This window comes from Minwuia sp. IMCC3060 (genome assembly GCF_029909435.1).
Taxonomy (GTDB): Bacteria; Pseudomonadota; Alphaproteobacteria; order Minwuiales; family Minwuiaceae; genus Minwuia.
The window spans coordinates 493,075-506,327 of record NZ_CP123782.1 but is presented as its reverse complement, the minus strand read 5'-3'; the positions used below and the strand labels follow the sequence as shown (position 1 = coordinate 506,327).

14 protein-coding genes are annotated in these 13,253 nt (G+C 65.4%); 5 read left to right on the top strand and 9 right to left on the bottom strand.

Translation table 11 applies throughout. The features are described 5' to 3' along the window. The 4 genes from trmD to ffh are packed head-to-tail and all read right to left on the bottom strand — an operon-like array spanning position 1 to position 3,166. Positions 1 to 708, bottom strand: a complete 708-nt coding sequence (gene trmD, locus QGV54_RS02300; protein ID WP_281018487.1) for a tRNA (guanosine(37)-N1)-methyltransferase TrmD — start codon at positions 706 to 708, stop codon at positions 1 to 3. Continuing rightward, on the bottom strand, positions 705 to 1,301 hold the full coding sequence (gene rimM, locus QGV54_RS02295; RefSeq protein ID WP_281018488.1) for a ribosome maturation factor RimM: 597 nt from the start codon (positions 1,299 to 1,301) through the stop codon (positions 705 to 707). Before rimM ends, trmD begins: the two co-directional genes overlap by 4 nt. 18 nt (positions 1,302 to 1,319) lie before the next feature. After that, on the bottom strand, positions 1,320 to 1,763 hold the full coding sequence (gene rpsP / locus QGV54_RS19810; RefSeq protein ID WP_348637639.1) for a 30S ribosomal protein S16: 444 nt from the start codon (positions 1,761 to 1,763) through the stop codon (positions 1,320 to 1,322). A 50-nt stretch (positions 1,764 to 1,813) separates the two neighbouring features. After that, on the bottom strand, positions 1,814 to 3,166 hold the full coding sequence (gene ffh / locus QGV54_RS02285) for a signal recognition particle protein (protein WP_281018489.1): 1,353 nt from the start codon (positions 3,164 to 3,166) through the stop codon (positions 1,814 to 1,816). Between the two features lie 370 nt (positions 3,167 to 3,536). Between ffh and QGV54_RS02280 the strand changes: the two genes are divergently transcribed. Continuing rightward, positions 3,537 to 4,424 carry an alpha/beta hydrolase gene (locus tag QGV54_RS02280; protein ID WP_281018490.1) on the top strand — a complete coding sequence of 296 codons (888 nt, stop codon included), beginning with the start codon at positions 3,537 to 3,539 and terminating at the stop codon, positions 4,422 to 4,424. A 3-nt stretch (positions 4,425 to 4,427) separates the two neighbouring features. Here QGV54_RS02280 and QGV54_RS02275 read toward each other — a convergent pair whose 3' ends face one another. Next, positions 4,428 to 4,574, bottom strand: a complete 147-nt coding sequence (locus QGV54_RS02275; RefSeq protein WP_348637660.1) for a DUF2256 domain-containing protein — start codon at positions 4,572 to 4,574, stop codon at positions 4,428 to 4,430. A 137-nt stretch (positions 4,575 to 4,711) separates the two neighbouring features. On the opposite strand from QGV54_RS02275, the gene QGV54_RS02270 reads away from it, so the two are divergent. Continuing rightward, positions 4,712 to 5,905: an MFS transporter gene (locus QGV54_RS02270; protein WP_281018492.1), complete on the top strand. Its 1,194-nt coding sequence runs from the start codon at positions 4,712 to 4,714 to the stop codon at positions 5,903 to 5,905. On the opposite strand, the gene QGV54_RS02265 is transcribed toward QGV54_RS02270, so the two are convergent. After that, the gene (locus tag QGV54_RS02265; protein WP_281018493.1) at positions 5,889 to 6,458 is read right to left on the bottom strand and encodes a VOC family protein; all 570 of its coding nucleotides are present in this window, start codon (positions 6,456 to 6,458) and stop codon (positions 5,889 to 5,891) included. The two genes, QGV54_RS02270 and QGV54_RS02265, sit on opposite strands and share 17 nt — an antisense overlap. A gap of 82 nt (positions 6,459 to 6,540) precedes the next feature. On the opposite strand from QGV54_RS02265, the gene QGV54_RS02260 reads away from it, so the two are divergent. From QGV54_RS02260 to QGV54_RS02250, 3 genes are all read left to right on the top strand, one after another. Beyond that, the gene (locus QGV54_RS02260) at positions 6,541 to 7,524 is read left to right on the top strand and encodes a Gfo/Idh/MocA family oxidoreductase (RefSeq protein WP_281018494.1); all 984 of its coding nucleotides are present in this window, start codon (positions 6,541 to 6,543) and stop codon (positions 7,522 to 7,524) included. A 72-nt stretch (positions 7,525 to 7,596) separates the two neighbouring features. Beyond that, positions 7,597 to 9,330, top strand: a complete 1,734-nt coding sequence (locus tag QGV54_RS02255) for an amidohydrolase family protein (protein WP_281018495.1) — start codon at positions 7,597 to 7,599, stop codon at positions 9,328 to 9,330. A 24-nt stretch (positions 9,331 to 9,354) separates the two neighbouring features. Beyond that, positions 9,355 to 10,032, top strand: coding sequence for a TetR family transcriptional regulator (locus QGV54_RS02250; RefSeq protein WP_281018496.1), 678 nt, complete (start codon positions 9,355 to 9,357; stop codon positions 10,030 to 10,032). On the opposite strand, the gene phnE (QGV54_RS02245) is transcribed toward QGV54_RS02250, so the two are convergent. The 3 genes from phnE (QGV54_RS02245) to phnD all read right to left on the bottom strand — a co-directional run bounded on the left by phnE (QGV54_RS02245) (position 9,994) and on the right by phnD (position 13,205). Further along, complete coding sequence (gene phnE, locus QGV54_RS02245) at positions 9,994 to 11,334, bottom strand: phosphonate ABC transporter, permease protein PhnE (RefSeq protein ID WP_281018497.1); 1,341 nt, start codon at positions 11,332 to 11,334, stop codon at positions 9,994 to 9,996. The two genes, QGV54_RS02250 and phnE (QGV54_RS02245), sit on opposite strands and share 39 nt — an antisense overlap. Then, entirely contained in the window at positions 11,331 to 12,143 is an 813-nt protein-coding gene (gene phnE, locus QGV54_RS02240; protein ID WP_281018498.1) for a phosphonate ABC transporter, permease protein PhnE, read from the bottom strand. The genes phnE (QGV54_RS02245) and phnE (QGV54_RS02240) overlap by 4 nt, the downstream gene beginning before the upstream one ends. Positions 12,144 to 12,296: 153 nt before the next feature. After that, positions 12,297 to 13,205, bottom strand: coding sequence for a phosphonate ABC transporter substrate-binding protein (gene phnD / locus QGV54_RS02235; protein ID WP_281018499.1), 909 nt, complete (start codon positions 13,203 to 13,205; stop codon positions 12,297 to 12,299). Between the last annotated feature and the right edge of the window lie 48 nt (positions 13,206 to 13,253).

Genomic DNA, 13,253 nt, shown 5'->3' with positions numbered 1-13,253 from the left:
TCACCTGTTTTCTTTTTCCTTGTAGCGTCGCCATAGGTCCGGTCTCCGTTCCTGCGTCAGGGCCTTCGACTGGTCCTGCCGCCAGGCATGGATGCGGGCGTGATCGCCGCTCAACAATATGTCAGGAGGGGTCAGCCCCTCCCATTCACGCGGACGCGTGTAGTGCGGATATTCGAGAAGCCCGTCCGCAAAGCTCTCTTCCGCCAGACTGGCGCTGTTGCCCGTTACCCCCGGCACCAGCCGGACAATGGCATCGAGCATCGCCAGTGCCGCAAACTCACCCCCTGACAGCACGAAGTCGCCGAGGCTGACTTCCATCACGGGACGGGCCTGCAGAACCCGTTCGTCCACCCCTTCGAAGCGACCGCAGATCAGGGTCACCTCACCGGCATCCCGCACCTGCTCCACCAGCGCCTGGTCCAGAGGACGTCCGCGCGGGCTGAAGTAGATCAGGGGAGCCGGCGCCACATGGTTCGCATCAATCGCCTGCGCAAGCAGATCAGGCCGCATCACCATGCCCGCACCGCCGCCGAAAGGGGCATCATCGACAGCGCGGTGCTTATCGCGCGCGAAGTCGCGGATGTCCACCACTTTCAGTGACCAGAGCCCCTTCTCCAGACCCTTCCCCGACAGGGCCGTCCCCAGCGGTCCGGGAAAGATATCCGGATAGATCGTCAGCACCGTTGCGCGGAAGGCTGCTTCGGTCATTCCCGGGCGGTCTCGTCACCGTCAGCGACCAGCGCCCCGTCCCCCTCCGAGGACGCGCCTTCCTCATCCTCGGGCCGGGCCTCGATCTCCTCCGGCGGGTCGATGGTCACCTGCCCGCCGGCCAGATCGACCACCGGCACGGCAGCCCTGGTGAACGGAATCAGCAGGGTCCGGCGCCCGGCGCGCAGCGACGGCTGGATCTCCAGCACCTCCCCCGCGCCAAGCGTGTGCACAGCCTTCACGCGGCCCAGCCGCTGGCCATCCACATGCACCGCCTCCAGCCCGATCAGATCGGCCTGGTAATAGTCTTCCGTATCATCCAGCGCGGGCAGCCGGTCCCGTTCCACATGCAGGGTGGTCCCCTTCAGCGCCTCCGCCTGGTCGCGGTTGCGGATGCCCGAAAGCTCCGCGATCACGCCCCCCTTGGTGGAGCCGGTGACACGCACGTCGAACTGCCGCTCCCCGCTCTCGTCGGTCAGCGGGCCGAAGGTGCCGACATTCTCCGGCACCTCCGTGAAGGTCTTCAGTTTCACGCGGCCGCTGACGCCGTGAGCGCCCGCGACCGCGGCAACGATGACCCTGGCTGACGGCATGGCGACAGACTCCGCTGCTTACGCTTCCGCTTCGGCGGCAGCTTCCTCGGCAGGGGCTTCCTCGGCCGGTGCAGCAGCAGCCTCGGCAGCGGCGGCAGCGGCATCAGCCTTGGCCTGCTCGGCCTCCTCGGCCTTCATCTTCGCGGCCTCCAGACGCTCCTGCGCCTTCGCCTTCGGCTTGGCCTTCTGGGGATTGTTGTGGGTACGGGCTTCCATCAGACCCGCGTCGCTGAGGAACTTCGCCACACGGTCGGTCGGCAACGCACCATGGCTCAGCCAGTGCTTCGCACGCTCCAGGTCAACCTTGACGCGGGCCTCGGAATCCTTCGGCTGCATCGGGTCATAGGTGCCGATACGCTCGATGAACTTGCCATCACGCATGGCGCGCACGTCGGCAACAACGATGCGATAGAAAGGACGCTTCTTCGCGCCGCCGCGGGACAACCTGATCTTGACTGCCATTTTCTCTGATCTCCGTATTTCTGAACTGGTATTCGTTGCGTTTCAGGGTGTTACATCTTGGGCAGGATTCCGGAGAGACCGGCGCGCATCATGCCCGACTTCCCCATCTTCTTGACCTTCTTCATCATCACCGACATCTGCTTCCACTGTTTCAGGACGCGGTTGACTTCCGGCACCGTGGTGCCCGAACCGGCGGCGATGCGCTTCTTGCGCGACCCGTTGATGACATCGGGGCGACGGCGTTCCTTCGGCGTCATGGAGGAAATGATCGCCTCCTGCCGCTTCAGCATCTTCGGGTCGATGTTTGCCTGGGCGAGCTGCTGCTTCATCTGCTTGGCGCCAGGCAGCATGCCGGCCAGCCCTTCCAGACCGCCCATCTTCTGCATCTGCTGCAACTGGCCGCGCAGGTCCTCCAGATCGAACTGGCCCTTCTTCAGCTTCTTCGCGAGCTTCTCGGCCTCGGCGGCCTCCATCGACTCGCTGGCACGTTCCACCAGGCTGACGACATCGCCCATGCCGAGGATGCGGTTGGCGATGCGGTCGGGGTGGAAGGCTTCCAGCGCGTCCAGCTTCTCGCCCACGCCCAGCAGCTTGATCGGCCGACCGGTGACCGCACGCATCGACAGGGCCGCGCCACCGCGCCCGTCACCATCGACACGGGTCAGCATGATGCCCGTCAGACCGACACGCTCGTCGAACTGCTTCGCGACATTGACCGCGTCCTGACCGGTCAGCGCATCGGCGACCAGCAGGGTCTCGCCCGGCGACACGGCGTCCCGCACCGCAGCGACCTCTGCCATCAGCTGCTCATCGACATGCAGGCGACCGGCGGTATCCAGCAGCACCACGTCATAGCCCTGCAGCCGGGCCGAGGCCATGGCACGCTTGGCGATCTCGACAGGCTGCTGTCCGGCGACGATCGGCAGGGTCGTGACCTCCGCCTGTTCTCCCAGTACCCGCAACTGTTCCTGCGCGGCGGGGCGACGGACGTCCAGCGACGCCATCATCACCTTCTTCTTCTCCCGCGTGCGCAGGCGATAGGCGATCTTGGCGGTGGAGGTGGTCTTGCCCGAACCCTGCAGGCCGACGACCAGGATCGGTACCGGCGGCACGGCGTTGAGGCTGAGGCCGTCGGACTCCTTGCCCAGCACCTCGGTCAGATGATCGGAGACGATCTTGATGACCATCTGGCCCGGCGTGACGGAGCGCAGCACATCCTGGCCCACCGCCTGCTTCTTCACCTCGGCAATGAAGTCCTTGACCACGGGCAGCGCCACGTCAGCTTCCAGCAGCGCCACGCGCACTTCACGCATCGCCTCCGACACGTCGCTTTCGGTCAGCGATCCGCGGCGTTTCAGGGCGTCGAAGACGCCGCCAAGCCGTTCGCTCAAGGATTCGAACATCGGTTCCCTTCCCGTGTTCAGCCAATAACCAAGGTCAGCAACAGACCGCCACGCAATGCGTTGCACACCGGCGGACGAAACTCGTCGGCCAGTGGGTACCTGTCCTCCGAAACCCTGACGAGCCCCTCGGAACCTGCACGGATGGTGTCTGCCATTACCGTAGAAGGGTTGGCTTGTACGCCTGCACCGTACCTGCGTCAAGCAGGCCGGGCGTTGCGGACCCGTCAGGCACATTCTCAGATGCCCCCACGAAAGTACGCTAGATCGGCCACTCCATCGCCCTGGGATCGATGTCGGAGTCTGACTTCGCCATCTGGCTGTGCAACAATTCCGTCAAGGCTGGGGACTGAAACACGATGGGGAGGACGGGATGCCATATGCAAGTTCGGACGGGGTGAAGCTCTACTTCGAGGAAACGGGATCCGGCACGCCGATCATCTTCGTGCATGAATTCGCCGCCGACTGGCGCAGCTGGGAGGCACAGGTGCGCCATTTCGGACGTCACTATCGCTGCATCGCCTACAGCGCGCGCGGCTATACCGGTTCCGATGTGCCGACCGACCAGAGCCTCTACAGCTATGAGCATTTCGCCGACGATATCGGCGTGGTGCTGGACCATCTCGGCATCGACAGGGCCTATGTCGTCGGTCTCAGCATGGGGGCCTATGCCGCGCTGCAGTTCGGCCTGCGTGCGCCCGAGCGGGTGCTGGGTCTGGTGCTGGCAGGCGTCGGTTCCGGCTCCCCGCCGGACGAGCGCGCCGCCTTCATGGAACAGACGGCAAAGCTGGCCGACCTGATCGAGGCAAAGGGGTCCGAGGGTCTGGTGGACGCGGTCGCGGAGGGACCGACCCGCATTCACCTGCAGAACAAGGACCCGCGCGGGTTCGAGGAATTCCGCCGCAACCTCGGCGAACATCCGGCGCTCGGTTCCGCCTACACCATGCGCAACTATCAGGGCCAGCGCCCGTCCCTGACGGACTTCACGGCAGAGCTTGCCGCAATGACCCTGCCGGTGCTGATCGCTGTGGGTGACGAGGACGAGCCCTGCATCGAGACCAGCCTGTTCCTGAAGCGCACCATCCCCGCCTCCGGCCTCTGGATGGCACCGAAGACCGCGCACGGCATGAACCTGGAGGAACCGGCGGCGTTCAACGATCAGGTGGAACGGTTCCTTCATGCCGTGGAACTGGGCAAGTGGGGCCCCCGCGATCCGCGCGCGCAAGGGAACGCGCCGATGCCGACGAAGGGCCAGGATTGAAGCTCAGCCCTTGCCCCGACGCGCGGATCGCAGACAGCGTTCGGAGCAGTAACGGACCTGCGCCCAGTTGAGCGCCCACTTGCGCCGCCAGGCAAAGGGGCGCTGGCAGGTGGCGCAGGTCTTGACCGGCAGATCGGATTTTCGCTGCATCTTCATGAATGCGCCTGTCCAGCAGGAGATTGCGCAAGACATACGAGCGGAATGCGGAACAGGATTGCTTCGGTGGAGCTGGTTCACCCTCCGGGAGATGCTCCCAACGACAGGATCAATGCCATGAGAGCAGACCATTGCCTGCCCTGACCACCTTTCCCCTGATCCCGCTGCTGATCGGCCTGTTCGTGCAGACGCTGGTCACCATGGCGGCCTATTCGGTGCCGGCCGCGGCACCGGCCATCGCCGCTGACCTGGGCGTGGCGGGGGAACGTGTGGGGGTGTTCATCTCCATCGTCTATGGCGTCGGAATGATCTCCGCCATCCTGTCGGTCAGCTTCATCCACCGCTACGGCGCGGTCAGGGTCAGCCAGGTGATCATCCTGGCGGGGATTGCCATGATCGCTGCCGCGTCACTGGGCGGGACAGTGCTGGCGCTGGGACTGTCGGCGGTGCTGCTGGGTCTGGGCTATGGCGCGACCGCCCCCACCAGTTCGCACCTGCTGATGAAGCGGACACCGCCGTCGATCCGCAATCTGGTCTTCTCCATCCGCCAGATCGGCGTGCCGCTGGGCGGCGTGCTGGGCGGCCTGATCGTGCCGCCGCTGGTGCTCGGCTTCGACTGGCAGACGGCAATCGGGGTGCAGATCATCCCGGCCCTGATCATGCTGGTGCTGCTGCAGGTGGTGCGCGGCACCTATGACACCGGGCGCAATCCGGCGCATGTCATCACCGCGTCCGGGCTGCTCGGCCCCTTGCGCCTGCTGCGCAGCCTGCCGGAGATCCGCAGCCTGACCCTGGCTGTCTTCTTCTACGCCGGCATGCAGCTCTGCTTCGTGTCGTTCATGAGCGTGCATCTGACCAGCCGTGCCGGGTTCGATCTGGTCGGTGCGGGCCAGATGCTCGCCGCCTACCAGATCTCCGGCGTCATCACGCGACCCATCTGGGGCGTGGTCGCCGACCGTTGGATACCCGCGCCGCGGATGCTGGCCGTGATGGGACTTGTGATGGGGGCCATGGGGGCACTTGCCGGCATGTTCTCGGCCGACTGGCCCTGGGGCGGCATCCTGCTGGTCGCCGTCGTCGCGGGGGCCACGGCCAGCGGCTACACCGGTCTCGCCTTCGCCGAGTTCGCCCGCATCGGCGGGCAGGAGAATGTGGCCGAGGCGGCGGGGCTGGGTGCCTTCAGCCAGTTCTTCGGCGTCATGGTCCTGCCCAGCCTGTTCAGCGTGCTGGTCACCCTGTCGGACTATGGTCTGGCCTACAGCACCATGGCCGTGCTTTCGGGACTGACCGGGATCGCCCTGCTGCGGATCAGACCGCCCGCCTGAACTGCGCGCCAAGGCGTTCCGGCTGGTCGGAGCGGAAGATCAGATCGTCCACGGCCTCGCCCGACCGATACCGCGCCACCAGCGCATCCGGATCGAACACCTCCCCCACCGGATTGGCGGCGAATGCCTCCGTGCGCATGAAGTCATTGGCCTGTTCCGGCGTCATGAGGTCGACCTGGAACTCCAGCCCATTGCCGTCGGGGTCGCAGTAGTACATCGACAGGGTAAAGCCGTGCCGGATCGGGCGGACCGGCAGGATGCCCTGCGCCTTCAGACGGCTGTAGGTGTCCAGCAGATCGTCGATCCCGGCCCAGGTGTAGGCCAGATGGTTGAGGCCGGCTCCGGCGCGCTTGCCCTGCTCGGCGTCGCCCGGTTCCTCCGGACCCAGATTGGCGAAGGCGAACCGGTGATGTTCGTCGTCGTAGGTCAGGAATGCCAGCCGCTTGCCCTGATGCTGCACCCGCGCCTCGAACACCACGGCGTACCAGTCGATCATCTGCTGATAGCGATGGGTGTTGAACACCACATGCGCGAACTTGGTCGGTGCGGCCATCGGTTCCTCCAGCCCTCTGCCATCCGAAGCCCAAACACTCTACGCTCCCGCTCCGATCAGGAACAACCGGAGGGTCAACGACATGACAGGACGCAGCGTAAAGCTCGGCATCATCGGCTGCGGCATAATGGGGGAGCGGATCATCCGCGCCACCCTTTCACTGGACCCGGACCTGATCACGCTCTCGGCGCTCTGGGACCCGGACCCGAAGGCGCGGGCGCGGCTGACCGCCGAAATGCCGGATCTGCCGTTCGTCGATCACGCGCCCGACGTCGCGGCAGCGGCGGACGTGATCTACATCGCGTCCCCCCCTGCCACCCACCTCGGCCATGCGCGCATCGCCCTGGGCGCCGGGCGCGCCGTGTTCACGGAGAAACCGCTGGCTGTCTCGATGGAGGAAAGCCAGGCATTCCTGGAAATGGTGGACCGGTCGGGGCTGGCAGCGGCAGTGAACTTCATCTTCGCCTCCTCCCCCGCCGTCGCTTCGCTGAAGAAATGGCTGGCGGAGGGCGTGATCGGCACGCCTGAACTGCTGGAGATCAGCACCGAGTTCGCCCAATGGCCCCGCCCCTGGCAGATGGATGCCGACGGCTGGCTTTCGCGCCGGGCGGAGGGCGGCTTCACCCGCGAAGTGGTCTCCCACTTCCTGTTCCTGACCCGCCGCCTCTGCGGGCCGCTGCGCCTGGGGAGCGCATCCGCGAGATTCCCCGGCGGCGACATGGCGGAGACAGCCATTGCCGCAGACATGACCGCCGGGGACCTGCCGGTCAGGCTGAAGGGCGGTGTCGGCACCACCGATCAGGCCGACCACAATCTCTGGACACTGACCGGCACGGATGGCGCGATCCGGCTGCGGGACTGGTCCTTTGCGGAGCGACTGACCGCCGACGGTAACTGGGTCGGAGACCCCGAAGCCCCCAGCCACGAAGTCGCCCGCCCGATGATCCTGCAGGGCCAGGTCACGAAACTGGCGGCCATGGTGCAGGGCGAACCCCATGATCTTGCCACGGTGGCGGAGGCGCTGGAGGTCCAGTCGGTCGTCGAACGCATTCTGGCGACCGGCTGAAGCTCGCACTGCTTGACACCGGAACCACCTTGATTGAACATTCGTTCAAATTGGTTCCGGGGAGGAAAGCACATGGCTAAATTTGATCGGGTCATCAAGAACGGGATGATCGTGGATGGTACGCGGGCGCCGCGCTATCGCGGTGACATCGGCATTCGCGACGGTGTCATTGCGGAGATCGGACACATCGATGCCGCTGACGGGGCGGAGGTGATCGACGCGACGGGCCTGATCGTTGCGCCGGGCTTCATCGACCTGCACACGCATTATGACGCGCAGCTCTTCTGGGATCCCTATTGCACCATTTCCGGCTGGCACGGCATCACCTCCGTCGTCATCGGCAACTGCGGTTTCGGCTTTGCCCCGGTGCATCCGGAGGCGCGGGAGCGGGCGATGATGTCGATGACACGGGTGGAGGCGATCCCGCTGCCGTCGATGGAGGCCGGGCTGCCCTGGGACTGGGTGACGTTCCCCGAATTCCTGGACAGCGTCGACCGGGCGCCGAAGTCGGTGAACATCCTGCCCTATGTGCCCATCGGGCCGCTGCTGATCTGGGTGCTGGGTTTCGAAGGGGCCAAGGCCGGACGGATGCCGACCGACGCCGAGCACGCGGAACTGCGGCGCCTGCTGCATGAGTCGCTGGATGCGGGCGGCTGTGGATGGTCGGCGCAGCGGATGCTGCCCACGGGTCCGGCGGCGGTGCAGCGCGACTTCGACGGCACCCCCATGCCGACGGATGTGATGCATGACGAGACCTGCCGCGAGCTCGCGAAGGTGCTGCGGGAGCGGAACGAGGGCTTCATGCAGATGCTGCTGGTCTCCGGTGACAACGACAAGGACCAGAAGTTCTACGAGGAGATGGCGGAGATTTCCGGCCGGCCCATGATCATGAATGTGGTGCAGGCCTTCGACCACCGCCCCGAGATCCATCGCCGCGTGCTGGCATGGCTGCAGAGCTGTCGCGAACGCGGCATCCAGGTGGTCGGCCAGGGTCTGACCACCGACGCCGGTTTCACCTTCACGTTCGAGGACTGGAACCTGTTCGACGATATCGAGGCCTGGTGCGAGGCGACGACCGGCACCTTCGAGGAGCGCAAGCAGAAGCTGGCCGATCCGGAACGGCGCAAGGCGCTGCGGGAGAACATGCCCCGCACCGCCACCGGGCCGCTGGACCAGATCGTCATCGTCGGGCCGAAGCTGGATCACAACCAGGAATGGCTGGACCACACGCTGGCCCTCGCGGCGGAGAAGATGGGCAAGCATCCGGTGGATGTCATGCTCGACATGGCCGTGGAGGAAAATCTGGAGACCGAGTTCTTCGCCGCACCGCCCAATGGCCGCATCGACTATCTGAAGGAGATCGTCGACGACCCCTACGTGCTGTTCGGCGTCTCCGACGGCGGTGCGCACACCAAGTTCCTCACCGCCGGGCGCTATCCGACGGAGACCCTGGTCAAGATCGTGCGCGAGCACGGCATGATCAGTCTGGAGGAAGCCCACTGGCGGCTGTCCGCCCTGCCGGCGCAGCTTGCGGGCTTCGTCGGGCGCGGTGTGCTGCGCAAGGGCGCACCGGCCGACATCCTGGTCTATGACTACGAGAATCTGGAAGTCCTGGAGCCGGAGATCGTGCATGATCTGCCGGCCGGTGAATGGCGCCGTGTGCAGCGTGCCTCCGGCTATCGCCACGTCCTGGTGAACGGCGAGGTGACGATCCGCGATGACCAGCCGACCAACGTCCATTCGGGTCGGCTGCTGCGCTTCGGTACCGGCATGGCACAGACCGACGGGGCCATGGCCGCCGAGTAGGCGGCGCAGGGGAGAGCACACCAGATGACGGCACAGACCGCCCGGACGACCGGGCGACGCGCAGGCTCCGCGTCAACGGCGGGTACCGAAGGGTCCGGGCGGGAGGCCGTGCTGAAATCGGCGCTGGAGGCGTTCTTCGCGCACGGGTTCCACGACACCTCCATGCGCAAGATCGCCGACGGTGCGGGCACCGCGATCTCCCACGCCTACTACTACTTCCCCTCCAAGGTGGAGATCCTGCGCACGCTGATGATCGGCGTGACAACGGACCTGATCCATGTGCTGGAGGCCGCGCGGGATGCGGCGGGCGACGACCCGGTGGAGCGGCTGGCCGCGCTGGTGCGCAACCATGTGCGCCTGCATACGGAGCGCCAGGCGGAATCCTTCGTCGCCAATACCGAACTGCGCAGCCTGTCGGCGGAGGAGCGGCAGGAGATCGTGGCCCTGCGCGACCATATCGCCACCCTGTTCAAGGACGCTGTGGACGACGGTCTGCGGCGCGGGTGCTTCCACACCGCTAACCGGGATGAGGCGGTCCTGGCCATCGTCACCATGTGCACCGCCGTCGCGAGCTGGTACCGAAGCGACGGGCCGAAGGCACCGGAGGTGATCGCGGATGGCTACGCCGCACTCGCCCTCGACATGCTCGGGTGCCGACGCGGGTCAGCGGTCGCCGGTAAACCGACGGCGCAGGCGGGTTGACAGGGCGTCCATCACGATCACCATCAGCACGGTCAGGATGATGATGTAGAGCGTGTTCTCCCAGTCGCGGGAGGTCTTGATCGTCTCCACCAGCATCAGCCCGATGCCCCCTGCCCCCAGCGCACCGATGACGGTGGCGGAGCGAGTGTTGGATTCCAGATAGTAGAACCCCTGCGAGATGAAGATCGGCAGGATCTGCGGGATGACACCGAAACGGTAGCTCTGCAGCTTGGAGGCCCCCGTGGCGTTCACCCCCTCCACCTGACGCCGGTCGATGTTTTCCAGCGCCTCGGAGAACAGCTTGCCCAGCGTGCCGGTATCCGTGAAGGCGATGGCCAGCGCGCCCGTCAGCGGGCCGAGCCCGAAGGAGCGAATGAAGATCAGCGACCAGATCAGCATGTCGATGCCCCGCACGAAATCGAACAGCCGGCGCACGAAGAATCGCACTGGTCCGGAGGGCGTGAAATTGCGTGCCGCCAGGAATGCCAGCGGCAGGGCCACGAAGACCGCCGTGAAGGTGCCCAGCACCGCCATCAGCAGGGTTTCCAGCAGCGCGACGAAGACATTGCCGTGCTGCCAGTCCGGATTGGTCCAGAAGGTGTCGAGGATCAGCAGCCAGTTGGCGGTGCCCGGCTCCAGTTCCTCGTCGCTCAGGGCCAGGTCCAGCAGTTCACCCGCCGTGAGGACGCTCAGCGGTGACCGGAAGGGAAAGAAGAAATTCTCCCAGCCCGCGAAGTAGCGGTGCACCTCCATCTTGGCGCGGGAGACCTGAACCCGGCGGCTCAGATCGGGACGGGCGTCGAACTTGGCGCTGGTGGCCCGCAGCCAGTCGGGTTTCCGCCCCGGCGGCAGTTCGGTGATGACCCGACCGTCCTGCACCGAAACCCTGATCAGGCCATAGTCCGGGACATCAAGGGTCAGGGAGGTCGCGCGCATGGTGACCGTGTAGCCGTCCTCCATGTCGATGGTCAGTTTCTCCCCATCGACGGCCACCCAGTCGGGCGGCGTCTCGTAGGTCGCCGTCCGCTCCCCCTCTATCGCGATGGACGTGGTGCCGCGTCGCAGCAGGCGGGTGACATGGACCTTGTGAGCCACAGCGTCGGTGGCCAGCAGCGCCGCCTGCTCCGGCTTGGCGCTCTTGATCAGGGCCGGGACGTCGAAGGCGAACCAGGTGTAGGTCAGATAGACCAGCAAGAGCGCCAGCATCGCGAAGCCGATCCGCGTGGTCCGGCGCAAGGCGCGGGCGACGGTATCGCGCTGCACGGTCAGACCGGAATCCAGGGTCATGCCGGTGGCGCTCATGTCAATGCCTCCGTCTGGGCAATGCGCTGTCGCATCCATGACGACGCCTGGTCGATCAGGAAGATGGTCAGGATCAGCAGCACGAACAGGGCCGCAGTCTCATCGCCGGCCCGCTGCCCCCAGCCGATGGTCCGCCGCAGTTCGGAACCGATCCCGCCCGCGCCGACAAAGCCCAGGATGGCGGAGGCGCGCACATTGATCTCGAACCGCATCATGAAATAGCTCAGGTAGTTCGGCAGCACCTGAGGCAGGACCGCAAAGCGCATCCGCTGGAACCAGCTTGCGCCACAGGCCCCCAGTCCCTCCACCGCGCGGGTATCGATGTTCTCGTTCACTTCGGAGAACTGCTTGCCCAGCGCCCCTGTGGTGTGGAACGCCACGGCGATCATTGCCGGGATCGGACTGGAACCCAGCACGAAGATCAGGAAGAGCGCGATGATCAGTTCCGGGAAGGCGCGCATCACATCCATGATCCTGCGCGCGACCGGCACGACCGGCGGCCAGACATTGAGGTTGCTGGCCCCCAGGAAGGCAAAGACCATGGCCCCGAGACCGCCCAGGATCGTTGCAACGGCGGCAATGTTCAGCGTCTCGATCAGCGCGGGCAGGAAGCGCCAGAGCAGGCCGGGAAACGCGGCCCCCGCATCCCAGGCTTCCGCGACGATCTCACCGGGATAGTCGAAGAACTTGGCCAGACCACTGATGAACCCGCCGGAGTTCATCTCGTTTGCCTGTCCGTACCCCCCCACCATGACGACAGTCAGCAGCACCACGATGGCTGCGGAATAGAGTTGGCGCCTGCGCTTCATCTGCAGGATTTCGTCTCTCAGGTGGGCAGATGCGATCATGAACGGGCGCACTCACGGCTGGACTGGAAGAAGGGTGATGGCAGGCAATGGCAACGGCGAACGGACGGCCCGGAACATTCCGGACCGTCCGCCCTCGTCGCGAACCGTGATGGCTCAGTTGGACTTCGCCTTGCGCGCGGCCACGATGACCTCGTAGTCGGCATGGCTGATCGGAGCGATCGCCTTGATCTTGCCGGCCATGAAGCCGTAGGCGCATTCCGGATCCATCGAGGGCAGGCTGGCCAGCATGGCCACCATCTTGATCTTCACATCGGCCGGCAGATCCTTGCGCAGCACGATGGGGCCTTCCGGGATGACCTTGGAGCGCCAGATTTCCACCAGCTGGGTCATGTCGACCAGACCGGCATCGGCGGCCTTGCGGAAGGCGCCGCTGTTGTAGCCGTCTTCCCAGTTGCCCAGGCCATCGGCCCAGCTGACACCACCGTCGATATCACCATTCTGCACGGCGACGATGGTCTGCTCATGACCGCCGGTGAAGACGACCTCACCGAAATGCTCACCGGACTTCATCGTGTAGCCGGCAGCGGGGATCTCGATGGACGGGATCAGGTAGCCGGAGGTGGAATTCGGATCACCGAAGCCGAACTTCTTGCCCTTCATGTCGTCCAGGTTCTTGATGCCGCTGTCGACACGGGCAAAGCCGATGGAGTGATAACCGAAGGAACCGTCGGCATTGATCTTGGTCAGGACCGGCTCAACCGCATTCGGGTCGGTCAGGTAGACCTTGGCATAGCCGGAAGCGCCCAGCCAGGCCATGTCCAGGTTGCCGCCCAGCAGCCCCTCGATCACGCCATTGTAGTCGGCGGGGGCGAACAGCTTGGTCTCGACACCCAGCAGGGCCTCGGTCTTCTCGACCAGGCACTCGTTGCTGCGCAGGCGGTCGGAGGCATTCTCGCCACCCAGGATGCCGATGCGGAATTCGCTGATGCCGCTGTCAGCCAGGGCGACGCCGGACAGCATCGTGGCTGCGGCGGCGAGTGTCGCGATACGGGTGAATTTCATCGTCTTGTCCCTCCAGAGAATTGACTGATGTGATGGTGGTAGTTGCTG